The organism is Aquimarina ulvae (assembly GCF_053613295.3).
Genome location: NZ_JBSIBP030000010.1, coordinates 46,630 through 70,025 on the forward strand (window position 1 = coordinate 46,630; position 23,396 = coordinate 70,025).

Genomic DNA, 23,396 nt, shown 5'->3' on the forward strand with positions numbered 1-23,396 from the left:
ATTTCAATCGTTTCTACACAGGTTTTTAAAGGAAACTTAAAAATTATTTTTGAAAAACAATTTGTGTTCTTTTCAGATATTATGACGCTCTTAAGGCCTGAGATAGATCAATTAGATTCATATTATCATAAGCCGTATTTGTCTTTAATTATGCTATTAGCGTTGTTTTTTGCAACAAAGAAATTGCTAGAAGATAAAAGACATAAAATACTTAATTTTTCTCTAGTTGTATTCTTTTTGTTCGCCCTAGTATACCCAATGTCTCTCCCTAATATTGCTATAGTATTTGTTTATCTAATATGTCTTGCGTATTTATTATATAAAAAAAAGAAAATCGTCATAGCTGGTTTGCTATTAGCGTTCGTAACAGGGTTAGTAACAATAGTTCTTCAGAAAAGCTTTAAGCACAAAAACCTTAATTTAACAGAGGATATTGTCTTTGTTTTAGGTGTTTTACAAGGGAAAAACGAAGATCGAAAAGAAAGTAAATATAATCCAAGGAAAATAATTTATACGGCCTTATTAAGCAAATCAAACGAAGTACCGTTATTGGGTTTTGGATATTGTGAAGGAAAAAAAACGGTTACAAATATTGTCGAAGAAAGAATTTATGAAAACGATCTAAATACTTTAAGAAATAACCTTCTTACTGATACTGAAGACCTACAGAGTTATTTATGGAAAAAAAAAGGCGCTTTTGTAGAAAAACAGGACAGTACATTTTCAATATACTCTAAACCTAATAATTGCCTATCACATACGCTATACCAAACGGTTAATGATTTACAGGATAATGAGTTCTATACGTTTTCGGTAAGTATTAAATCAGACCAAAGTGATGTAATAGTTCGACTAGGTAAAATAAATACCCAAATGGTTGTGTTTGACACGAATGATAAAATTCTATCTCAGGTTGGAAAAGATGTTTTGAGTAAAGAAATTAAAAGAGAAGAAGACGGATACTATAGAATATCAATAACAACAAAAGTTGAAAGTTCAAAAAGTATTGCTTTAGTAGGCTTTGCAGGGGATAATAATACCTATAATCATTGCTCAAAGAATAATCATTTATATATAAAATCGCCGCAATTGGAAATTGGATCACACCAAACGCGGTATAATAAAGGACTTTCAAAAAATGAAAAAAACCTTGTAGATGTAAAGATTAATGCCCATAATACATTTTTACAGAAGTACTTTACTGGAGGTGTCGTCGGACTGTTAGCTATAATTTTGTTCTACGGATGGTTTTTATATTTAGGGATTGTCAATGGAAATAAAATGTTATCCCTATATTTTTTAGTAGTGATATTTAATTCGCTTTTTGAACATATCCTATATAGACAAATGGGAATTACTATTGTTATTATAGTATCAATTTTGTTGATTTTTAAAAAGAAAGAATGAGAGTTAATAAAGTAGCTGAGTTAACGGGAAAGCTTTTAAATAATAAAGGAATAAAAAATTTATCAATGAAGGCATTGGTGAAGGGAGTTTTTTTTCTTTTTAACTTATATATTATCAATACTTTTCCTATCCCTGAGGTTGCGAGTTTTTCGATTTTTTATACAACAGCAAGGTTTTTGTCCTTTTTTGGAGTTGATAGTATGCATATAACTCGTTTTTCAGAAATTCGGGATGTTCATCTAACCGGTAAAGACGACACAAACGTTGTGGACAAAATTAAGACACACCTATTTGTCTCTCATTTACTTTTGTTGGTACTAAGTTTTTTTATTTTTGATGATGTAGAAATAATTATTTCAGCCAATATCGTTGCCTTTGTTTTTTCTGCTATTAGGTTGTTTGCAGATTTTTCAAGAGTAAATAACACAATTTGGATGTCAATAATAATTGAAGACCTATTGTTTACTTTGGGTTTTATATTCTTAAGCGTTGTTTTCTTATCCTTTTTTGATAATATTATATATTCTATCACTTTAGCAGCAGGCATATGCGGTTCCATTGCTATAGGATATGCTCTTTTCCATTTTGAAAAAAATCTTCGAGTTAATTTCTTTTCTCTCGGAAAGTTTGACTTTAGCATTTCAAGATTTTGGTTTTTCAATAAGTTTACTTTATTGAAGGGGATTACTGTATTTGTATTGTATTTGTCCAGGCAGTTTGGTGATTATTACTATGGAGAAAAGATGGTTGCAGAAACACATTTATTGATAATCTTTATTAATGTCTTTACGCTAGTATCAAATTCAATTATCGGTGCCTTTCAAAATGAAATAGTATTACGTGCAGAAGATCATCTCGATAGAAGGGTTTTTCTAAAAGCATTTAAAAAGCTTACGATACCTATCTTATATTTTGTTTTCTTGTTAGGAATACTTTTAATTGTTTTTTCTAAGGAAATATTATTAATCATTGCGCCAAACTACGCATATTTAGAAATTCAATTTATCTGTATGATAATTTTAGTGTTTTTGTACTTTGTTGTTAATCCAATCTTTTATTTCTTTTACATGAATAAAAGAGTAAATAACCTTAAAAGTGTAATAGTTTTAGGATATTTGCTCTTGATTATTGTTGTGCTTTCGGGAATGGTATTAGAAAATTATTGGATTTGGTTCTTCTCTATAATATCCATTATAGTCATTATTCCAATAATGGTGTCAATTAACAACCTAAAACATCTAAAAAAATAATGGATATTTTTTATGTGTTTTTCTTAAGGTTAATATCCTACATCGATGGGAATCAAAAGATTATTGCCTCTTTTGTTTTGTTTTTATTCATTGCAATACACATTTTAAAGCTAAATAGGTGGAAGATTACTCTTCAAAAGGATAATTTATTACCTTTAGGTATTTTTCTTTATATAATCATCCATACCCTAATTTTTTCTTCGTTAACATTACAAATTGTTGGTATTCTTTTTTCTTATTTGTTGTGGTATTTTTTTTTTAAAACCAAATTCGAAAATCAATCAATATATGTTGCTATAAGGTTTTTAGCTTATAATCTGATTATTTATAACTTAATTAATTTTATTTGGTACAAAGTAGCGTATGCTCATTTAAAGACAGGAATTAATAAAACGTTAAGCTTGTTTAATATCGTTGCTTACAGAGTCAATTTTCCAATGGCTAGTGGATTAACAATAAATTCTATTCAGATAGCTATTACGTCCTTATTGATATTATATCTCATTAAAAACACATCGCAATTTTTGACCAAAATCTTTTTAACTATACTATATATTTGGTGTATTTATCTTTTGGTTATTCTGGATTCGAGATCTCCTCTTTTAATTTCTTTAATTTTGGGTGTAATTATAGGCATGGGTATAAGGACGATTATAAGGTTGCTTACTCGTTATTGGGTTGTATTAGCACTATCCGCTATTTTTTTTGTTAATATCTTTTATAATACGGACATCTTTGAAAGTTTCAAAAGACCAGGTGAACTAAGGGAAGGGTTTTTTAAAAGACCAAAAATATGGGGGATTGCATTGAGTAATACATTCAATGATTTGAGATTTTTAACAGGTTATGGCTTAAATAATTTTGGCAACTATATATCACGGCAGAATGTAAATTTACGAACAACACATAACATTTTTCTTCAGATTTTTTACGATTTTGGAATTCCTGGTATTATAATACTAGGATATTTTTTACGAAAAACAATGATCATACTTTTGAAAAAGGAAGATTTGAATCTTATGGTAATATTTGTCTCCTTTTTTTTGTTTGGCTGTTTGGAATCTGTTCCAAGTTATTATACTTTTACCCCTACGTTGATATTTATTCCAATAATCATCATTATATATTACAATAAAGAGAATGAGGCTGTTTGATAAGGTTGTTAAATTAAGCAAACCATTGAGAGATTTTTTTGACAAAGTAATCTTTTTGGTTCTAAACAGATATAATAACTGGCCTTTATTAGAGTCTTTGAAAAACAAACCTGTACTTATTGTAGGTAATGGACCTAGTCTTAATAAAACTGATTTTGATGCTTTTGAAAATCACGTAAGTATTGGTATGAATAAAATCAATTTGCTTTATGAAAAAACAACTTGGCGTCCTGATATTATCGTTTGCGTAAATGGAAGTATCTTATGGCAAAACAGAAGCTTTTTTAATAAAACAAACACTATTTTATTTGTTCCTCCTCGTGCAATATATTTAGGAATAAGAAAAAGGAAAAATATTTTTGTGTTGAACTTCCACAAGAATGATGATTTTTCGGATAATATAAAGCAAACAATTGCCAATGGAGTTACAGTTTCATACCCTTGTTTTCAGATAAGTAATTTTTTAAACCCATTAGAAATTGCTATTGTAGGAATTGATCATAGCTATAAGTTTAAGGGAAAAAGTCAGGTATATAAGAAACACGAAGGAGAAGACGAGAACCATTTTTCTAAAGACTATTTTAAAAATCAAATATGGGGTACTCCCAATTTAGAGCATAGCGAGGTTCAATATAGTATAGCGAAAAGCTTTTTTGATAAAAAAGATGTGCAAGTAGTTGACTATACGGTTGGTGGAAAGTTGGATATTTTTGAAAAAGGCATGATAAATAAACAAGAGATTTAATTCTATATTTGAGCTTGTTTTAGACGTAATACCAACTAGAATATGACCTCTGTTCAACTAATACTGTAGCATAATTTAATTTGAAATGAATAAAGTTATCAAAGAAAAATTAAGAAATTCTTGGCTTAGGGCAGTCGGGTTTTACCTGTTAGATAGTTTTAATTATTGTAAATATAAGTTTTTGGGAAAAGACTTGGTTTTAGTCTATCAGATGGGTAAAGTTGCGTCATCTTCAATATATTCTAGCCTTAAAGAAAAAAACAAAATTGTCTATCATATACATCGATTAAACGAGAAATACATTAAAGAAGTACATAAATCCTCTTTGGAAAAGACAGGATCAATAGAGCCAAAAGTAGTGGATCAAAGAGGAATTAGGCTACATAACCTTTTTATAAAAAATAATGAGCAACCTGTTTATATTATTTCATTAGTAAGAAATCCTATCGAAAGAAATATATCAGCATTTTTTCAAAACAAGGATTATTACACAAAACAAAATGCCTATTCTGATACAGACTCATTAATTGAATTATTTTATGATTTATATGATCATGATACTCCTTTAATGTGGTTTGATAAGGAATTTAAACCATGTCTGAATGTAGATATATATGAACACGCTTTTCCGACTGAGAAAAAATATAAAATTATAACATCAAATAATTTTAATATACTGCTAATGAGAGTAGATTTGGAAGACAGTGTAAAGGAACGTATTATCAGTAATTTCTTAGGGATTGAAAATTTCAAATTGCAAAATAAAAATGTTGGAACTTTAAAAGGCTATAATAAGGAGTATAAAGAATTTAAGAAAGAAATAAACCTGAATGAAGCCTATATAAATAGCATGTTAAACTCTAAATTTACGAATCATTTTTACTCAAAAGGTGAAATTGGCGAATTTAGGAAGAAATGGATGGAAAAATAATGATGAAATAACTTAATCAGTGCAGTGTAATTGCCCATTTTCTCACATCTTTTGTTCAAATCTATGATTGCCAATAACCTCTATATTTATTAACGGTCTATTATAGAGTCGGAGGCTAGAAACCCCTCCTTTCATTTTTATTAGCCCTTGTTTAAAATTACCAATTTTAATAGAACCGAAGTTAAAATCGTCAATATTAGCATTGAAATGAGTCCAACCGGGTTCACGGATATTTCTTCCATTGTTGACTATACCATCTATAACAAATTGTATAAAATCTGGACCACTATCAACAATTTCTCAAACGGATTGCTTTATACCAGAGGCTTTTATAATACCTGGATCAGAGATAAACGAGTCAGTAATTTTACCATCATTTACACTAATTTTTATTACTCTAAAATAATCTGTTTCTAATTTGATCAGCCTCCCATTTTTATCTTTTATAGATAACAATTTTTGTCCCAAAGATAAAGTTGTTATTACCAGACTAAAATCTATTGTAAAACCATCAACATACGAACTCTTGGATGCTGCTGGTATCTTTAGCTCACTATTTTTAGATATTTCATCACTATTCCATTGTGCAACTAAACTTTTTTTAATAACTGTTTATATTTCAAACCGATATCATAACGTTTTTAAAAACTCATTAGGAATTTTCCGCTTTTTTCAACAGCTTCACTTATCCACGCTGGGTTTCTCGAACTGAAATCCTGTGTACCATTATTGTGGTACCAAAGCAAAAACTTTCCGTTTTTACATTTCCATATTCTGGCACAAGCCCTGTGGTTTTTAAGTTAAGTCGCATTGTTGTAGATTGGCGGTAGTGGTAGTGTCCAAGTTTTCGCATCATTATTTGAATAAGTTTCAGCAGGATGTCCAGAAGCAGTTCCTTACATACAATATAGAGTTCTATTATTTAATTGTACAATATTAAGCTCTGAGTTTATAATGCCTAGTTTAGGATTTTTTATTCCTGTATCCGTTTCGGGCAGTAATTCGAAAATTAATTTTTGAGGATTTTTTTTGTATATTAATATCTTTACAATAAAGTAACCAGCCTTCACTATATTCAAGCAAATGTTTTCCAATTTTTGTAATTGCTACCATCATGCCTCCTTTAAAATTAATTGGTTTTCCTACACTCCAAAAAATTTTCACCGTTCCATTCCATTGATTGCTTAAATCAATAAGTTTATTAGGAATAATTATTCTATATCGATTAGACTACGTTTTTCCTATATCATCGCTTATAGAGCTTACAGTATGTTGCCCTTTACTTCCTTCGTTTCTTTGGTTTGTTGTAAATACACATAACCATTTAGCATCTTCGAGAATGATAATATAGGGTTGGTCACAATATCCATTAGAATATATGGGATTACCATTAATTGCATTTCTCCAATCTTGATTTTGCCCTAATATAGGATTTAATGCAAAAAATGACAGTGTTAATGACATCAGGAATTTTCTAAGAATTTCGTGCATGTTGATTATGTATGATTGTAAGTAAGCGAGTTATTTTACAGAAATAGCCTGATTAAATCATCTAAAAACGATAACATAAAAAGGAATTTAGTCAGAAAGCTATATTTTATAATAAATTCATAATAAGTTAATAAAATCTTAATTAGCTATCAAAATTAATGCCTGAAAGAATTTTGCCATCATATAAAGGTATTATATTTGTAGCTACATTAATAAAAAAGTACTCTTAAAGGAAATTAAAGTTGTCTAAAAAAACAGTAACCTTAATAGGTATAAACTTTTATCCAGAGGATACAGCAATAGGTTTGTATTCTACTGAAATGGTAAGGTATTTAATAGAAAAAGGATATAAGGTAAATGTAATCACGGGTTTTCCTTATTATCCTCAGTGGGAGATTAAAGACGCTTACAAAAAAAAGAATTCATTTTATAAAGAAGATGTAGATGGAATAAAGATATTTAGATATAAGCAGTACGTTCCAGCTAAGCCTAACTTTCTAAAACGAATTATTCATTTATTAGATTTTACCTTGGGCTCATTCTTTAATTTGTTTAAAATTAAAGAAACTGATATTGTAATTTCTGTAGTACCCTTTACTACTTCAATCTTATTAGGTTGGGTCTTGAAAAAAAGGCTCAATGCGAAGTTATGGGTTCATGTGCAGGATTTTGAGTTTGACGCTGCGTTGCAGTCAGGAGTTGCAAGTTCTAAAAGAGGAATTAAAGCTTTTATATTCAAGTTACTTTTTGGAATAGAAAAATGGTTGTTTTCAAAAGCTAACGTTGCAAGTACCATAAGTAATACAATGCTTACAAGATTAGAAGAAAAGACCAATACAGAACGTTTTTTTTTCCCTAACTGGGTAGATGCTAATACCATAAATCCAGTAAATTTTCAAAAACATGCTTATTTACAATCAGATAAATTTAAGATTCTTTATTCAGGAAATATAGGAGATAAGCAAGACTGGGATTTTTTCTTGAAATTTGTAAAAGAATTAGATGATGAAATGATAGAAGTTATTGTTGTTGGTGATGGAGCAAATAAAGATTGGTTGTTGCGCAAAATCGAAAAATATGATTTTATTAAATACTACCCACCAGTACCGTATAAAGAATTGTCTGATTTGCTGTGTAGTGCTGATTTACATCTGCTTTTTCAAAAAGAAAATGTTATTGATACCGTAATGCCCTCGAAGTTACTAGGAATGATGGCTAGTGCAAAACCTTCACTAGTAACCGGAAATAGCCAATCCGAAGTTAAAAGTGTTTTAGAAGAATCGCAAGGCGGATATTATTTGTCCGAAAATAACACAAAAAAAGCTGTCCAAATAGTTCACGGTTTGATTGACAATAAAAACACTTCTTATGAGGTCGGATTAAAAGCCAGAAACTACATTGCGAATAGGTTTGGTAAGGACCAAATTCTTAAAGCTTTGTACGATAAGTTAGAAAAAATTTAGAATTATTTTAGCTTTGTACGATAAGTTAGAAAAAAACCGTATTTAATCGCAAATACAATCTTATATTTTTATTAATGAATTCAAAAAAAAGAGGCTATTCAAGTTTTATCAAACCAATTTTTTTATTGGTAGATATAGTGATTTTAAATTCACTTCTTTTTTTATTGGATATTAAATCAGCACCCAACTTACTATTTCCTGTTTATATATCCGCTATCTGGATTATTCTATCAATGACTACTAGATTTTATGATACCAAAAGATTTTCCAAGGCAATTCAAACCTTAGCCAGTTTAGTAAGACAATTTATAATTTTTGCTTTAATCCTATATGCTTTTATAGGGTTTTTCAAACAACCAGAGATTAGTAGGCTTGATTTAGCAAGGTATTTTTTCACTTCTTTTCTTGCCGTTGCGTTTGCTAAATACCTGTTGTTATTTCTTTTGAATAAATATAGAAAGATATTAGGAGGTAATTTTAGAAATGTTGTGGTGATTGGAGACAATCAAAAAACAAATCAACTCATTGAAACATTTAAAGAAAGAAGTGATTTTGGATATAAAATTCAACGGAAATTTTGTGTAAAAAAAGAAAAATTTAATTTAGAAAGCTGTTTTACTTATATAGCAGATAACAATATCGATGAAATATATTGCTCTATTGCTGAACTTACTAATAAACAACTTCGTGAAATAGTTAATTTTACGGATAATAACCTTAAAGTACTAAAGTTTATACCGGACAATAAAGATATTTTTACTAAAAAGCTAAGTTTTGATTATTATGGGTATATTCCTGTACTTTCCTTTAGAGAAATTCCCTTGGATGATCCAATTAATAAATTTATAAAAAGAAGTTTTGATATTTTGCTGTCATTGGGAGTTTTAATTTTTATTCTTTCCTGGCTTACGCCACTAGTTTTTTTATTGATACAAATAGAGTCCAAAGGCCCTGTGTTTTTCATGCAAAAAAGAAACGGGCTTGATTACAGAGAATTTTATTGCTATAAATATAGATCTATGAAACCAGACACCAGTGGTAAACAAACCACAAAGGGAGATGCTAGAGTTACCAAGGTAGGTAAATTTATAAGAAAAACTAGTATAGACGAACTACCGCAATTTATAAATGTGCTAAAAGGCGACATGTCTGTGGTTGGTCCCAGACCTCATATGGTAAAACACAACGAAGACTTTGCGCAAAAGGTGGATAAATTTATGGTTCGACATTTTGTAAAGCCAGGAATATCAGGTTTGGCCCAAGTAAGCGGTTTTAGAGGTGAAATAGAAACCAATAAAGATATAGTGAATAGAGTAAAATATGATATTTTCTATATTGAAAACTGGTCAATTCTTTTAGATATAAAAATTATTTTTCTAACGGTACTAAATGCAATAAAAGGAGAAGAAAAGGCTTATTAAGTACTTTAATTTTTGAAACGCGCCCCGCTATATGAATCCCATATCCAAAGACCTAAAATATTTCTTTTCAGGCTCAGCTTTTCTTGGAGTAAGTAGTTTATATGGGTTAGTGATTCCAGTAATTATTATACCATACTTAATCAAAGTGGTTGGTCTGGGTAATTATGGATTGTCGGTTATAGCTTTTTCCACTACTTTTTTTTTATCATTGATCATTGATTACGGATATACAATTTCTGGAGTAAATAGCTTATCAAAAAGCAAAACAGACCCACAAAGAAATGCAATTGTTATAAAAGCAACATATACCAAAACTATTTTGTTTTTATGTATATGCTTGTTGTTCTTGTTATTAATGGTGACAATACCCTATCTTAAAAAACACACTTCATTATTTTTGTTGTCTTTAGTGATTCCTTTTTCCTCTATTTTAAACCTGAACTGGGCTTTGCAAGGGCTTCAATTGATCAAAGGACTAAGCTTTATAACCATACTAAACAAAACATTGTATCTAATAGGGATTTTTGTAGTGATTAAAAACCCTGAAGATTATATATACATTAATCTCATCTTTGGTTTAGGTATTCTGATTAGTGGAATTATTTCTCTTTTTTTAATTAAAAAGAAAATCAATTTAAGACGGGTAGGTTTTTCATATAACGAACTGATTACTGAAATTAAAGGAAGTGCGCATTATTTTGTATCAAATATTAGTGTGTATGTGTCTACTAATATATATCCTATCATACTTAGTTTTTTTACAACCAATGAAATTGTAGGGGTTTTTGCCGCTGTGGAAAAGCTATATAATGTAATGCGAGCACCTTTTTCTATTTATATCAACTTGATGCTTCCTAGAATTTCAGAAAGCATAGAGCAATACAAAAATCAGGCAGTTCGGCTTGTAAAGAAGACCTATTTTTTTGTGGTGTTGTTTATGCTAACTGCGATTTTTGTGGTATGGAATTTTCAACAACCAATAATGGAATATTTTGTAAAGGACTATATCGTATTATCAACACGTTTACTCCATTTGGCCTTACTAGCTCTGGTTATTGTAATTTTTAATTGTCCAGTCTATTTGTTGTTATTAGCATTAGACAAGAAAAAAGCAATTATGAGAACGTTTCTATTTATTCCATTGATCGGTATGTTAACGTGTACATATATGGCAAAGGTGTATAGCGCAGAGGGTGTTTTTTATACAATACTTTTTGTAGAACTACTGTATGTAATATCACTTCAATGGCTGTATTATCGAATAGTAAAAAATAAAAGGTAGACAAGCAATTCAATTTGTAGCATCGCGTTATCACGTATGTAATTTAAAAAACATATTTTTGACTTTAGTATTGTTTTATAAACCTTAATTTGGTCTAAGGTTAAAGAAATATAACTTGATTTGATAAAAGATACCTGTGAAGTTTGCCAAGGCAAACACTATAAAATATTGAATGTGCGAGAGATGATGTTTGGAACAAAACATGTATTTCAATACTTGTTATGTAAAAATTGTAACAGTCTAACGCTGCAAAATATTCCTGAAAATTTAGGGAATTATTACCCTGAAAATTATTATTCTTTTGCAGAGGAAAGCAGGAAAGGTTTGAAAGGCTGGATTAAAAACCAAACGGATGCGTACAGTTTAGGTCAGGGAAATATTTTAGGACTTATTTTGAGTGGTTTTTTTGTCATTGATTCAAATCTGAAAGCTATAAAACTATGTAATCCGGATAAAGAAAAAACAGCGATATTGGATATTGGATGTGGAGGAGGCGCATTACTAAAAAAACTTCAAAAATATGGATTTAAAAAATTAAATGGTATTGACCCTTACCTCGATCAAGATATTATTAGTGAGAGTATTTCTATTAAAAAGGTCTCCATAGATCAACTTCTTGAGGATAGAAAAAAATATGATGTTGTCATAATGAGTCACGTATTAGAACACTTGGATGACCCTAACCAACATTTACAAAAGGTTAAAAGCTTATTAGCTGATCACGGTAAATTGATTATTAGAGTACCTATCAGTTCTTCGGCTGCTTTTGAAAAGTACGCTAATCATTGGTTTCAAATCGATGCACCCAGACATTTATTTATTCCTTCTCTAAAAGGGATGTATTTACTTGGAGAGCAACAGAATTTAAAGGTTAAAAACAGTTTTTTTGATTCGATGTCAATTCAGTTTACGGCAAGTATTAATTATTCTAACGATATCTCATTAAAAGAACAGGAGAACCTCACCGTATTCGAAAGATTGTCACCAAAAAGACTATATTACTCATTATTGTCAAAAAAGCTAAATAAACAACAGAAAGGAGATCAGGCGACCTTTATTTTTATCAAAAAATAAGTTTTCAATATATCGATACTTTTGAAAAATAAATTTTATATAATTCTTGTAAATTTTAATGGTCTTCAAGACACGATAGAGTGTCTTGAATCTTTATATCATTTTGAAGACCAAAATTTTCATATCATAATAATAGACAATAGTAATTTATATAATGACTTTGATGATTTGAAGAATTGGGCTTCTGGTGAAAAACAATTCGAGATTAACACAACTTTCCCGCAATACGTGAAACCTTTGATTGGTAAATCACTGGATTATGTTTCACTGCAGGAAGAAGATTTGGAAAACAAGTTTTTTGAGCAAAAACTTCTTATTGTAAAAGCAAAAGAGAATAAAGGCTTTGCTGCAGCAAACAATATAGCGTTACATTACATCAAAAAATTTGGATCTTCAGACAACTATATTTGGTTGCTTAATAATGATACTATAGTAGCTCCTGATACTTTACACCAAATAAAAGAGAAATTAAAGAATATTTCAAAAAAAGAAATTGAAAACACTTTGTTAGGGACACCCTTACTAGAGTATGACCAACCCAGTAAAATTCAAACTATAGGAGGAAAGTACCACAAGTTTTCCGGTATAACATCGCACTTAGGAGAAGGTAGGTCACCCATCGATAATATTAAAATCAACAATTACAAAGTGGATTATCCTATTGGCGCATCTATGATTATTTCTATAGCGTTTATAAAAAAAGTTGGGTTATTGAACGAAGAATATTTTCTTTTTTTTGAAGAATTAGATTGGGCTGAAAGAGCAAAAAAAATTGGAGGAAAGGTTAGGGTTTTGGATGTCTTTGGAGTGTATCATAAACAAGGTAAATCCACATTATCAGTCGAAAAAAATAAAAAAACGGACTTTATTGATCTGACCTCCCTTCGGAACAGAATCTTATTTTCAAAAAGATATTATAAGAACTACCTTTGGTCTGTTAAATTTTTTATTTTGACGGTAACAATTTTTAGAAGATTCAAGTCGGGTAATTTTTACCGTATTCCAAAGATTATAAAATTAGTATTTACTACATAACATTTTGAAAAATAAAAATAAGATACTTAATTTTCTAATCCTGTTGTTTTTGACATTTTGCGTTCAATTTACAGATGTAAAAATTGGATTAATTAAAGTTTCTGAACTTTTATTGCTATGTTTAGCACCTTTGGTCTTTTCGAGAAGGATTCATAAATATGTAGTATATCTCTTAGTATTCTTTACCATAACTACACTAATATCAATAGTAACAACCTGTTTTACCGATTTTGAATATTTGGGGAAATCATTTCTTAAACAACCTTATTTGATCACTATTGGAAGATTCGTAGAATTAATAACTTGTTTGGTTTTGTGCAACTTTGTTGTGTTGTATTTTGAGATACTTAGAAGAAGAAAAACTTTTTATTATTATCTTTTAAAGTTTATTGACCTAAATATAGTTATTACAGCAATTTTTGCTGTGATTTATCTTTTAGTTTTAGTAGAATTTTTGAGTATTGAAGATACCCGATTAGTATATAATTATGATATCAGATTAAGAGGATATTTTGTAGAAGGTGGACCATTTGGATTAATGCTAAGCTTCATTTTTATGCTAACTAGCTTTTTTAAAAAATCAAAAAAGCGAGATGCAAAAAGGTTCTTTTTAATTATTGTCATATTGTTTATGGCACAGTCAAAATCTGGTTTTTTATGCACGGTGTTATGGATAGGGATCGAAAATTATGAATTTTTAAGAAAAAAGATAAAATCATTTGTGTATCCTTTGGTTGTTTTGGGAATCATTGGTTTCTACTTTTTGTTTATCAACATCGGAGGTATGTACGTTAGTGAAATAACCAAAATTGAGCAATCAGTAAAAATGAGGCCAAAAGACCCTAATCTTATTATGGGTAGGATCTCTGGGGTTTTCATTGTGCCAAAAATGATTATAGATTATCCAATATTTGGAATAGGAACCGGCAATTACCCACTACTTCGTAACAACAAAGAGTATAGGGGTGTATTTCCTCTACCTCCTGAAAAAATCAGAACAAAAGATGCACATGGTTTTGGAGGCTTAATTGATATATTGGTTGATAACGGGCTTTTGGGGCTGTTTTTCTTTTTTTTCATTATGTGGCATCGATATAAAACGTTAAGGCATCGTAAACACCTTAAACTACTATTACTTGGATTTCTAACCCTGTTTTCTTTTGGGGTACAAATATATTTCCTATACCCTTGGATACTATTTGGTCTATTGTTAACTAAAAAAGATAGATTAAATGAGATTAGTAATTGACGTTAGACTCATTCACAATTCGGGAATTGGTACTTATATTAAAAATACAATCCCATCCATTATAGACCATGTTGATGAGGTTGTTGTGTTGGGTGATCCTGAAACAATTCGAGAGTTTGATTGGAGTCATAAAGTAAAAGTGATTTCGTTTCGAGCCAATGTATATTCGTTTAAAGAACAATTACTTTATCCAATCCGAATTCCCATATGTGATGTGTTCTGGACACCTCATTTTAATGCACCATTATTACCGATAAAAGCTGCTAAAAGAATGGTAACGATCCATGACGTCAACCATTTATCGAATCCTGAATATTTTTCATATATCAAAAGGCTCTGGGCCAGAATACTTTATAAAAATGCTATAGAACAAAGTGATGAAATATGCACCGTTTCAGAATTTTCTAAATCAGAAATTCTTAAGTTTTTTTCTGTAGATTCTACTAAAATAAACATTGTTTATGGAGGGATAGATCAAAATTTTGCGAGTAAAACAACGGATAATTCTGACCTAGTGTTACCATTAAATTACTTTTTGTTCGTTGGTAATATTAAAGCGCACAAAAACCTTATAACGTTGTTAAAGGCATATAATCAACTCGAAGCTGAGCTAAAGAAAACATATAAACTAGTTATATTAGGAAGAAAAAAGGGTTTTATAACACAGGACACGGAGATTTTTAGTCACATAGAAGAGAACGGTTTAATTAAAAACATTCATTTTACAGGTTATGTTATTGACGATGAAGTATCCAAAGTATATAAAAATGCGACACTATTTGTTTTTCCATCTTTGTATGAAGGTTTTGGTTTGCCATTATTAGAAGCAATGGCTTGCGGGGTGCCGGTTTTAAGTTCTGATAAAGCAAGTTTACCAGAAGTAGGAGGGGATGCAGTACTATATTTTGATCCTAATGATCCTCTTAACTTAAAAGAACAAATAATTAGACTGCTATCAGATGATGAGCTAATGTCAGAACTGAAACAAAAAGGATTACAACAGATTAAAAAATTTGATTGGAAATTTTCTATAAAAAAGCACATAACGATTCTTAAAGGATTAGGATGAGTATAAAGGTTACATCATATTATGAGAAGTTGCATTTTTTTTTAATCTGTGCTTTATCATTGTTTCCAGTTACGCCAAGAGGTGTTCATAGTACTTTAATAATTACATTGACGACCCTTGCCATATTATATTTTATATTAGAGGGAAGAAAACTTTGGACTACTAAAAAAACGATATACTTACTGAGTTTAGGTTCCCTAAGCGTTATTTATATAGGTAGCTTATTTCATTTAGATAATTTTGACTCTGGAGTTAAGATGATTGTTCGTACCGCTCCAATTTTGCTTTTGCCTTTCTCATTCTTAACTCTTGAAACCCAATATTGGAATAAGCAAAAACTTAAGATCGTACTTTACATATATATAGCTGCTAATTTTCTATTACTATTATACCTGCACATCTCTTTTTTTGAAATATTCTACCATGCTAACATCACTTCCTGGGAAGTAAGAAATGTCATAGAGAAATCCATAGACGTTCATGGAACATACTTATCATTATGGATCGGTTTCGCGATTTTGAGTGTCTTATGGTTATTGTTTAAGGCTAAGAAAAGTAAAATTGTCAAAGGACTAAGGTTTTTGTTGATAATCTACTTTCTATATTGGTTGTATATTCTTGGGGCCAGAATGCCTTTTTTTGCTACCGCTATTGCCTTTATATGGTTACTTCTGTCATTGCTAAAGGTTTCTGAAAAACGTATTTTGGTGATATTCTCGTTATTGTGTTGTGCAGGGTTAGTGATTTTTTGGAAGCCAATTTCTGGCAAAATACAAGAGATAAAAAACTACGAAAATGCAATACCACCAGGAAAATATGAGAACACTAATCCACTAATATCTAATGAAAACATAAGAAGTGTTATTTACCATTGTGTTTCACAAAAAATCATTCAAAAACCGATATTTGGTTATGGTATTGGTACTATAAATAAAGAATTACAACGATGTTACGATACAGAATTTGGTTATACTGATCTTTTTACCAGGTTTCGTTTTAATACGCACAGTCAGTATCTCCAAGTCCTTTTAGCTTCAGGAATAGTAGGGCTTTTAATATATGTTTTGTCAATTTTTTTATGCGTTCGATGGTCTTTGATAAAGTTTTATATTCCATTCTTGGTGTTGGTTCTTCTTTGTTTTATGTTTGAGAACGTACTAAATAGACACGATGGGATTGTTTTTTTTAGCTTTTTTAATTCAATTTTGTTTTTCACAATAAATGAGAAAATAAAGGATTAAAAGTATTTAAGTTACAGCTAAAAGCCCAAATTCAACGAATAAACATAGAAGGTTTTTAAATTCGACAATAAATTATTAAAAAGAGTTACTTTTACGTTACTGAAAAATATGATGAAATAAGATCAGAAATTTTGAGTTAAAAGATTTCTAAATCCTTTGGGAATCTAACATTCAAAAGCCCTTAACCGATACATGATACATACAGTAAAAAAAGCCCTAATACATGATTGGTATACACAATATAGAGGCGGAGAGCGTTGTGTAGAAAGCTTTACTAATATTTGGAGTGATTTTGATCATTACACTTTAGTGAATACGTTGAATGATGCTGAGTGTGCTAACATCTTTAAAGGCAACAAAGTAACAACATCTTTTATTGAAAAATTACCTTTTGGTAAAACAAAATACCGGTCCTATTTACCATTTTTCCCTTTGGCTATCGAACAGTTTGATCTTCGAGATTACGAGTTGATTGTATCATCATCTTCTTGCGTTGCAAAAGGGGTGTTGACCCGTCAGGATCAATTGCATATTACCTATATGCACTCTCCAGTACGATACGCCTGGGATCTATACCACCAATATCTGACAGAAAGTGGCTTTCAAAAAGGCATTAAAGGAGTACTTGCTAAATATATTCTGCACCGCCTCAGGATTTGGGATGTAAGCACTGCTAATAGACCTGATTTCTACATAGCAAATTCTAAATATGTAGCGGGTCGAATAAAGAAAGTTTATAATAAAGAAGCTCAGGTAATTTATCCTCCAGTAGACACCAGTGCTTTCGAAGTTTCAGAAGAAATATCTGATTACTATGTTACCTGCTCTTCTATGGTACCTTATAAAAAAGTTGATTTAATTGTAAAAGCGTTTGCACAGATCAAAGCTAAGTTAATAGTCATAGGTGATGGACCAGACTACAAAAAGATTAAAAAACTTTGTTCTGATAACATTCTGTTAAAAGGATATTTGGATACAAAGGAAAAGAGTGAAATTTTAAAAAAAGCAAAGGCGTTTGTTTTTGCGGCAGAAGAGGATTTTGGAATTGCTCCACTAGAAGCACAAGCGTGCGGAGTTCCCGTAATCGCTTACGCGAAAGGAGGAGTTTTAGAAACGATTAAAGGAATTTTTGTTTCAGAAAGTGGGGTAATTGACAAAACAGGTGTTTTTTATAAGGAACAAACCATAGCATCACTCATTGAAGCAGTACATTTTTTTGAAAAAAATAAAAAATTTTTCAACAAACAAGTGATAAGAGAACATTCTAAGTCCTTTAGCAGAGAGAGGTTTGAAAAAGAAATTCAAGAAACAATAGAGCGATTATATTCTCAATGGAAAAGAGAAAATAATTCTTAACCATTATGCATACAGGAAAACATTCTAAATATATAAGACCTTTGTTATATGTAATAGACTTATTAATAGTCTCTTCATTATCCTATTTTTTTCTTGCTCAGGATGTAATTGATATCTGCTTTATAGTCACTTTTTGGATTATACTGTCGGTGCTTGTATCGGTCTATGCCGTATATCGTTTTACGAAGATGGTTAAAATTATTTCGCTGCTTTTTACACAAACAACGCTACTGGTACTGCTAGTTTTTGCATACTATTATTGTATTGAAAAGTTCATCCCAACTAAAAATATTATCCAGTTTTATATTGCTTTACTTCTAATAATTAATTTCTGGAGGATATTGCTGTTCGAAATATTTAAAAAATATAGGATAATAACAGGTAGCAACAATAAATATGTTGTCATAATTGGGGTAAACAAATCAACAATAAAGTTGGAACAATTTTTCAAATATTCTCCTGAGTATGGATATAGATTTAAAGGTTTTTTCAGTGATAAAGATATACCTAATAAAAAGGGTACGATAGAAGAAAGTTTTCATTTTATACTAGAAAAAAATATAAACGAAGTGTATTGCTCGGTAAAAGAACTTAGCAATGATCAAATAAAGAGATTTATTGACTTTTGTGAAACAAATTTAAAAATCTTAAAATTTATTGCAGATGATAAAGAGTTGTTTTCTAAAAATCTTCAATTGGATTATTATGATTTGTCACCTATTATCTCGTTACGCAAAATTCCGCTGGATGACACTCTAAAAGGAGGAATCAAAAGAATTTTCGATATTGTTTTTTCGCTTGCTGTTATCTGTTTTGTACTCTCATGGATGACGCCAATTTTAGCATTATTAATAAAGTTAGAAAGTAAGGGACCGGTTTTTTTTAGACAATATAGGTATGGTGCTGATTTTGATAAGTTTTTATGCTATAAGTTTCGTTCTATGACACCCAACAAAGAATCCGATCGAGTTCAAGCTTCAAAAAATGATTCAAGGACAACAAGAGTAGGTAGGTTTATAAGGAGAACAAGTATTGATGAGCTCCCACAGTTCTTTAACGTTTTATTTGGTGAGATGTCGGTTGTGGGACCAAGACCATTGCTAATGAGCCATACGGATGATTATAAAGACAAAATTAACCGTTTTATGATAAGACATAATGTCAAACCAGGGATAACGGGTCTGGCTCAAGTCAGTGGACACAGAGGAAATATTGAAAAGGATTCTGATATGCAAAATCGGGTGCGATATGATGTGTTTTATGTAGAAAACTGGTCTTTGATATTAGATGTTAAAATAATAATCAAAACCATTTTTAATATATCTCAGGGAGAAGAGAAGGCATACTAAATAGTTGTCAAATGCTACTTAAACGTTTTATTCTTCGCAAAAAGCTTGATAAATCATAAGAAAACGCGATTTTTGATTTTTATTTTATTCTAATTAATGGAAGAGGCCAAAAGAACCTGGTGAACATCCATAAAAAGATTCTTAGTGAATCTCGTTAATCGATAAAATATCATAAAATAAATAAATGAAGATATCAGTAATAGGCACGGGATATGTAGGATTGGTTACAGGAACGTGTTTAGCAGAGACAGGTAACGAGGTAATTTGTGTTGATATTGATGAACATAAAGTTCAGAAAATGCGAGATGGTGTGGTCCCTATCTATGAGCCACATTTAGATGTCTTGTTCGAGAGAAATATCAAAGCAAATAGATTGCAATTTTCAACTTCGCTAGAGGAAGGTGTAGATCACGGAGAAATTATTTTTTTGGCATTGCCAACACCAGAAGGCGAGGACGGATCAGCTGATCTCTCATACGTTCTTGGTGTTTCAGCAGAAATTGGTAAGCTTATATCTGATTATAAAGTAATTGTAGATAAAAGTACAGTTCCTGTGGGTACTGCTGAAAAAGTAAAAGCGGCTATTTCAGTATATGCTCAATGTGATTTTGATGTGGTATCAAACCCGGAATTTTTAAGAGAAGGGTTTGCAGTAGATGATTTTTTGAAGCCAGAACGTATTGTAGTTGGATCTTCTTCAGAAAGAGCTACTAAGCTTATGGAAAAACTTTATAAACCGTATGTTCGATCAGGTAATCCTATTATTATTATGGATGAAAAATCTGCAGAATTGACAAAGTATGCAGCAAATTCTTTCTTAGCTACCAAGATTACATTTATGAATGAAATCGCTAATTATTGTGAAAAGGTTGGGGCAGATGTGGACAAAGTAAGAATAGGAATGGGGACGGATTCTAGGATAGGAAAGCGCTTTTTATTTCCCGGTATTGGTTATGGTGGTTCTTGTTTTCCTAAGGATGTAAAGGCATTGCATAAATCCGGAAAAGAAGATCATTATGATTTTAAGATTTTAGAATCTGTTATCGAAGTAAATCAACGTCAAAAAGTAGCATTAATTTCAAAGATTAAAAATTATTTTAAAAATCATCTTAAAGGAAAAACTTTTGCAGTTTGGGGACTTGCTTTTAAGCCTGAAACCGATGATATTAGAGAAGCACCAGCTTTGGACATTATTGACAGCTTACTGAGCTATAAAGCAAAGATACAAGCATTTGATCCTGAAGCCATGGATAATGTTGCCAAAAAATATTCGAATACAATCACTTTTTCGAATTCTATGTATGAGGCTTTAGAAGGAGCAGATGCATTGATCATCTGTACAGAATGGAGTATTTTTAGGACACCAGATTTCAACAGAATAAAAAATGATCTTGTAAGCCCCGTTATTTTTGATGGACGAAACTTATATGATCTAAAGGAGGTAGAAAACGAAAGAATTACCTATTTTTCTATAGGAAGAAAGGATATAAAAGCTTAAAATGAAAAAAGTTCTAATTACAGGGGCAGCAGGTTTTTTGGGGTCACACCTGTGTGATCGATTTATTAAAGAAGGGTATCATGTTATAGGTATGGATAACCTTATAACAGGGGATCTAAAAAATATCGAACATTTGTTCAAATTGAAAAATTTTGAATTTTATAATCACGATGTTTCAAAATTTGTATACGTTCCTGGTAAATTAGATTATATATTACATTTTGCTTCCCCTGCAAGTCCAATAGATTACCTTAAAATTCCTATCCAAACCTTAAAAGTTGGATCCTTAGGTACTCATAATCTATTAGGGCTGGCAAAAGAAAAGAGTGCAAGGATATTAATAGCATCTACTAGCGAAGTTTATGGAGACCCTTTAGTTCATCCACAAACCGAGGACTACTACGGTAATGTCAATACTATTGGCCCTCGCGGAGTTTATGATGAAGCCAAAAGATTTCAGGAATCAATAACCATGGCCTATCACACATACCATAAAATAGAAACCAGAATTGTTCGTATTTTTAATACATATGGTCCAAGAATGCGATTGAATGATGGAAGAGTGGTCCCTGCTTTTATAGGGCAAGCGCTGCGAGGAGAAGATCTTACTGTTTTTGGTGATGGATCTCAAACACGTTCTTTTTGTTATGTTGATGACTTAATTGAAGGAATCTACAGATTGTTATTTAGTGACTATGTATATCCTGTAAACATCGGTAACCCTAATGAGATTACTATTGGAGAATTTGCAGAAGAAATCATAAAGTTAACCAGAACAGAGCAAAAAGTAATATATAAACCACTTCCGGTCAATGACCCTTTACAAAGGCAACCCGATATTACCAGAGCCAAAGAAATTTTAAAATGGCAACCCGAAATTGATAGATCAGAAGGAATGAAACGAACTGTAGAGTACTTCAAAAGCTTGTCTGATGAAGAGTTATATAGAAGCGAACACAAAGATTTTTCATCATATTCTTGATATAGAATGCACCATAAAAGAGGAGGATATTCGTACTTAATTAGACCAATACTCATCGTAATTGATCTACTCATTTTATTGACGTCTTCTTTTTATTTTCTGCAAGATATAGCCAATAATCAGTTGTATGTATTTTTATCATTCGTATGGTATATCGCTGCTTACTTACTTAATTTTTATGAGGTATATAGGTTTACCAGAGTGATCACTATTATTTCTCTTTTAATAAAACAAGGGCTGCTGATTTTAATACTTTTGTTTGCGTATTTCGGAATACTTAAAATAAGCTTCTTTTCGGTAAAAGACACATTTAACTTTGTTGCAACAACAATTGCTTTGGTAGGCGTAGTAAAGATTATTATATACTACGCCCTTAGAAGATATCGTTCATACTTAGGCGGAAACAATAGGAAAGTAATTATTATAGGAAATAATAAGAGCGCACAGCAACTTAAAACCTTTTTTGAGAAAAGAAAGGACTTAGGCTATAAAGTATTGGAAGTGTTTTCTGATAGTCTCCCTAACAAAATAGAAGATAGTTTTAAGTTTTTGAGGAAGCAAGAGGTAGATGAAATATACTGTTCCATAGATGAAATCTCTGATGAAATAGTGAATGAATACGTAAAATACGCTGATCAGAATTACAGTGTGCTTAAATTTATACCTAATTCTCAACGAATTTTTTCAAAAAGACTTAAAACTGACTATTATGAGTACCTACCCGTGCTTTCGATCCCCGAAGTATCTTTAAATAGTGCCACCAATAGAGCCATTAAAAGAGGTTTTGATATCGTTTTCTCTTTGTTAGTCATCATTTTTATTCTTTCTTGGCTAATTCCTGTACTATATATTCTTATAAAAATCGAGTCTAGAGGTCCGTTAATCTATAGCCACAGAAGAAATGGAATTAATTACAAAGAGTTTATTTGCTATAAATTTAGGTCCATGAGACATGAAAACTTCTCGGACCTGGTACAGGTTAAAAAAGATGACCACCGAGTTACTAAAATTGGACGTTTTATCAGAAGAACCAGTATCGATGAGTTGCCGCAATTTTTTAATGTGCTCTTTGGAGACATGTCCGTGGTAGGCCCAAGACCACATATGATTTTATATACAAAAGACTATGGAAAAAGAATTGATAAATATAATTTTGTATTTAGACACTCAGTAAAACCAGGTATAACAGGAATGGCTCAGATAAAAGGATATAGAGGAGAAATAGAAAGTGATGAAGATATTATAAATCGTATTAAATATGATATTTTTTATATAGAAAATTGGTCTTTATTATTGGATTTAAAAATCATATTTGATACAATTATTAACCTTATAAAAGGACAGGAAAAAGCGTATTAACAAATAGAGACTTCAAAAGCTAAGTGATTGAAAGTAGCAG

At 30.7% G+C, this 23,396-nt stretch carries 20 protein-coding genes; 18 read left to right on the top strand and 2 right to left on the bottom strand.

What is annotated here, in order from left to right:
* The first annotated feature begins 81 nt into the window (after positions 1-81).
* From ACWGOQ_RS18600 to ACWGOQ_RS18620, 5 genes are all read left to right on the top strand, one after another.
* On the top strand, positions 82-1,407 hold the full coding sequence (locus ACWGOQ_RS18600) for an O-antigen ligase family protein (RefSeq protein ID WP_452055846.1): 1,326 nt from the start codon (positions 82-84) through the stop codon (positions 1,405-1,407).
* On the top strand, positions 1,404-2,657 hold the full coding sequence (locus ACWGOQ_RS18605; protein WP_452055845.1) for a hypothetical protein: 1,254 nt from the start codon (positions 1,404-1,406) through the stop codon (positions 2,655-2,657). Before ACWGOQ_RS18600 ends, ACWGOQ_RS18605 begins: the two co-directional genes overlap by 4 nt.
* A gap of 437 nt (positions 2,658-3,094) precedes the next feature.
* On the top strand, positions 3,095-3,811 hold the full coding sequence (locus ACWGOQ_RS18610) for an O-antigen ligase family protein (protein ID WP_458202843.1): 717 nt from the start codon (positions 3,095-3,097) through the stop codon (positions 3,809-3,811).
* Positions 3,798-4,556 carry a 6-hydroxymethylpterin diphosphokinase MptE-like protein gene (locus ACWGOQ_RS18615; protein WP_452055843.1) on the top strand — a complete coding sequence of 253 codons (759 nt, stop codon included), beginning with the start codon at positions 3,798-3,800 and terminating at the stop codon, positions 4,554-4,556. The genes ACWGOQ_RS18610 and ACWGOQ_RS18615 overlap by 14 nt, the downstream gene beginning before the upstream one ends.
* 85 nt (positions 4,557-4,641) lie before the next feature.
* Positions 4,642-5,487 (top strand): putative capsular polysaccharide synthesis family protein, encoded by an 846-nt coding sequence (locus ACWGOQ_RS18620; RefSeq protein ID WP_452055842.1) that lies wholly within the window; start codon positions 4,642-4,644, stop codon positions 5,485-5,487.
* 300 nt (positions 5,488-5,787) lie between these two features.
* Here ACWGOQ_RS18620 and ACWGOQ_RS18625 read toward each other — a convergent pair whose 3' ends face one another.
* Entirely contained in the window at positions 5,788-5,955 is a 168-nt protein-coding gene (locus tag ACWGOQ_RS18625; RefSeq protein WP_452055841.1) for a hypothetical protein, read from the bottom strand.
* A 762-nt stretch (positions 5,956-6,717) separates the two neighbouring features.
* The gene (locus ACWGOQ_RS18630) at positions 6,718-6,978 is read right to left on the bottom strand and encodes a hypothetical protein (RefSeq protein WP_452055840.1); all 261 of its coding nucleotides are present in this window, start codon (positions 6,976-6,978) and stop codon (positions 6,718-6,720) included.
* Positions 6,979-7,220: 242 nt separating this feature from the next.
* Here ACWGOQ_RS18630 and ACWGOQ_RS18635 point away from each other — a divergent pair, with 242 nt between their 5' ends.
* The 13 genes from ACWGOQ_RS18635 to ACWGOQ_RS18695 all read left to right on the top strand — a co-directional run bounded on the left by ACWGOQ_RS18635 (position 7,221) and on the right by ACWGOQ_RS18695 (position 23,356).
* Positions 7,221-8,441 (top strand): WcaI family glycosyltransferase, encoded by a 1,221-nt coding sequence (locus ACWGOQ_RS18635; protein WP_452055839.1) that lies wholly within the window; start codon positions 7,221-7,223, stop codon positions 8,439-8,441.
* A 74-nt stretch (positions 8,442-8,515) separates the two neighbouring features.
* Positions 8,516-9,862, top strand: coding sequence for an undecaprenyl-phosphate glucose phosphotransferase (locus tag ACWGOQ_RS18640; protein WP_452055838.1), 1,347 nt, complete (start codon positions 8,516-8,518; stop codon positions 9,860-9,862).
* A 31-nt stretch (positions 9,863-9,893) separates the two neighbouring features.
* The gene (locus ACWGOQ_RS18645; RefSeq protein ID WP_452055837.1) at positions 9,894-11,144 is read left to right on the top strand and encodes an oligosaccharide flippase family protein; all 1,251 of its coding nucleotides are present in this window, start codon (positions 9,894-9,896) and stop codon (positions 11,142-11,144) included.
* 120 nt (positions 11,145-11,264) lie between these two features.
* Complete coding sequence (locus tag ACWGOQ_RS18650; protein WP_452055836.1) at positions 11,265-12,218, top strand: class I SAM-dependent methyltransferase; 954 nt, start codon at positions 11,265-11,267, stop codon at positions 12,216-12,218.
* Positions 12,219-12,239: 21 nt separating this feature from the next.
* On the top strand, positions 12,240-13,253 hold the full coding sequence (locus tag ACWGOQ_RS18655; protein WP_452055835.1) for a glycosyltransferase family 2 protein: 1,014 nt from the start codon (positions 12,240-12,242) through the stop codon (positions 13,251-13,253).
* Positions 13,254-13,302: 49 nt separating this feature from the next.
* Positions 13,303-14,502, top strand: coding sequence for an O-antigen ligase family protein (locus tag ACWGOQ_RS18660; RefSeq protein WP_452055834.1), 1,200 nt, complete (start codon positions 13,303-13,305; stop codon positions 14,500-14,502).
* Positions 14,486-15,571 carry a glycosyltransferase family 4 protein gene (locus ACWGOQ_RS18665; RefSeq protein ID WP_452055833.1) on the top strand — a complete coding sequence of 362 codons (1,086 nt, stop codon included), beginning with the start codon at positions 14,486-14,488 and terminating at the stop codon, positions 15,569-15,571. The genes ACWGOQ_RS18660 and ACWGOQ_RS18665 overlap by 17 nt, the downstream gene beginning before the upstream one ends.
* Complete coding sequence (locus ACWGOQ_RS18670; protein WP_452055832.1) at positions 15,568-16,812, top strand: O-antigen ligase family protein; 1,245 nt, start codon at positions 15,568-15,570, stop codon at positions 16,810-16,812. The genes ACWGOQ_RS18665 and ACWGOQ_RS18670 overlap by 4 nt, the downstream gene beginning before the upstream one ends.
* Positions 16,813-17,004: 192 nt before the next feature.
* Complete coding sequence (locus tag ACWGOQ_RS18675) at positions 17,005-18,168, top strand: glycosyltransferase (RefSeq protein WP_452055831.1); 1,164 nt, start codon at positions 17,005-17,007, stop codon at positions 18,166-18,168.
* 5 nt (positions 18,169-18,173) lie between these two features.
* Positions 18,174-19,517: an exopolysaccharide biosynthesis polyprenyl glycosylphosphotransferase gene (locus ACWGOQ_RS18680; RefSeq protein WP_452055830.1), complete on the top strand. Its 1,344-nt coding sequence runs from the start codon at positions 18,174-18,176 to the stop codon at positions 19,515-19,517.
* Between the two features lie 184 nt (positions 19,518-19,701).
* Entirely contained in the window at positions 19,702-21,015 is a 1,314-nt protein-coding gene (locus tag ACWGOQ_RS18685; RefSeq protein ID WP_452055829.1) for a UDP-glucose dehydrogenase family protein, read from the top strand.
* A 1-nt stretch (position 21,016) separates the two neighbouring features.
* On the top strand, positions 21,017-21,997 hold the full coding sequence (locus tag ACWGOQ_RS18690) for a UDP-glucuronic acid decarboxylase family protein (RefSeq protein WP_452055828.1): 981 nt from the start codon (positions 21,017-21,019) through the stop codon (positions 21,995-21,997).
* A 6-nt stretch (positions 21,998-22,003) separates the two neighbouring features.
* A complete protein-coding gene (locus ACWGOQ_RS18695) occupies positions 22,004-23,356 on the top strand; it encodes an exopolysaccharide biosynthesis polyprenyl glycosylphosphotransferase (RefSeq protein ID WP_452055827.1) in 1,353 nt (450 codons plus the stop codon).
* The last annotated feature ends 40 nt before the right edge of the window (positions 23,357-23,396 follow it).

What these genes read in the sequence shown, in the direction of transcription:
- ACWGOQ_RS18640 (WP_452055838.1), top strand. Translation starts at nt 8,516, where the DNA reads ATGAATTCAAAAAAAAGAGGCTATTCAAGTTTTATCAAACCAATTTTT.
- ACWGOQ_RS18630 (WP_452055840.1), bottom strand. Translation starts at nt 6,978, where the DNA reads ATGCACGAAATTCTTAGAAAATTCCTGATGTCATTAACACTGTCATTT.
- ACWGOQ_RS18680 (WP_452055830.1), top strand. Translation starts at nt 18,174, where the DNA reads ATGCATACAGGAAAACATTCTAAATATATAAGACCTTTGTTATATGTA.
- ACWGOQ_RS18665 (WP_452055833.1), top strand. Translation starts at nt 14,486, where the DNA reads ATGAGATTAGTAATTGACGTTAGACTCATTCACAATTCGGGAATTGGT.
- ACWGOQ_RS18695 (WP_452055827.1), top strand. Translation starts at nt 22,004, where the DNA reads ATGCACCATAAAAGAGGAGGATATTCGTACTTAATTAGACCAATACTC.
- ACWGOQ_RS18610 (WP_458202843.1), top strand. Translation starts at nt 3,095, where the DNA reads ATGGCTAGTGGATTAACAATAAATTCTATTCAGATAGCTATTACGTCC.
- ACWGOQ_RS18615 (WP_452055843.1), top strand. Translation starts at nt 3,798, where the DNA reads ATGAGGCTGTTTGATAAGGTTGTTAAATTAAGCAAACCATTGAGAGAT.
- ACWGOQ_RS18600 (WP_452055846.1), top strand. Translation starts at nt 82, where the DNA reads ATGACGCTCTTAAGGCCTGAGATAGATCAATTAGATTCATATTATCAT.
- ACWGOQ_RS18645 (WP_452055837.1), top strand. Translation starts at nt 9,894, where the DNA reads ATGAATCCCATATCCAAAGACCTAAAATATTTCTTTTCAGGCTCAGCT.
- ACWGOQ_RS18605 (WP_452055845.1), top strand. Translation starts at nt 1,404, where the DNA reads ATGAGAGTTAATAAAGTAGCTGAGTTAACGGGAAAGCTTTTAAATAAT.
- ACWGOQ_RS18670 (WP_452055832.1), top strand. Translation starts at nt 15,568, where the DNA reads ATGAGTATAAAGGTTACATCATATTATGAGAAGTTGCATTTTTTTTTA.
- ACWGOQ_RS18690 (WP_452055828.1), top strand. Translation starts at nt 21,017, where the DNA reads ATGAAAAAAGTTCTAATTACAGGGGCAGCAGGTTTTTTGGGGTCACAC.
- ACWGOQ_RS18675 (WP_452055831.1), top strand. Translation starts at nt 17,005, where the DNA reads ATGATACATACAGTAAAAAAAGCCCTAATACATGATTGGTATACACAA.
- ACWGOQ_RS18620 (WP_452055842.1), top strand. Translation starts at nt 4,642, where the DNA reads ATGAATAAAGTTATCAAAGAAAAATTAAGAAATTCTTGGCTTAGGGCA.
- ACWGOQ_RS18685 (WP_452055829.1), top strand. Translation starts at nt 19,702, where the DNA reads ATGAAGATATCAGTAATAGGCACGGGATATGTAGGATTGGTTACAGGA.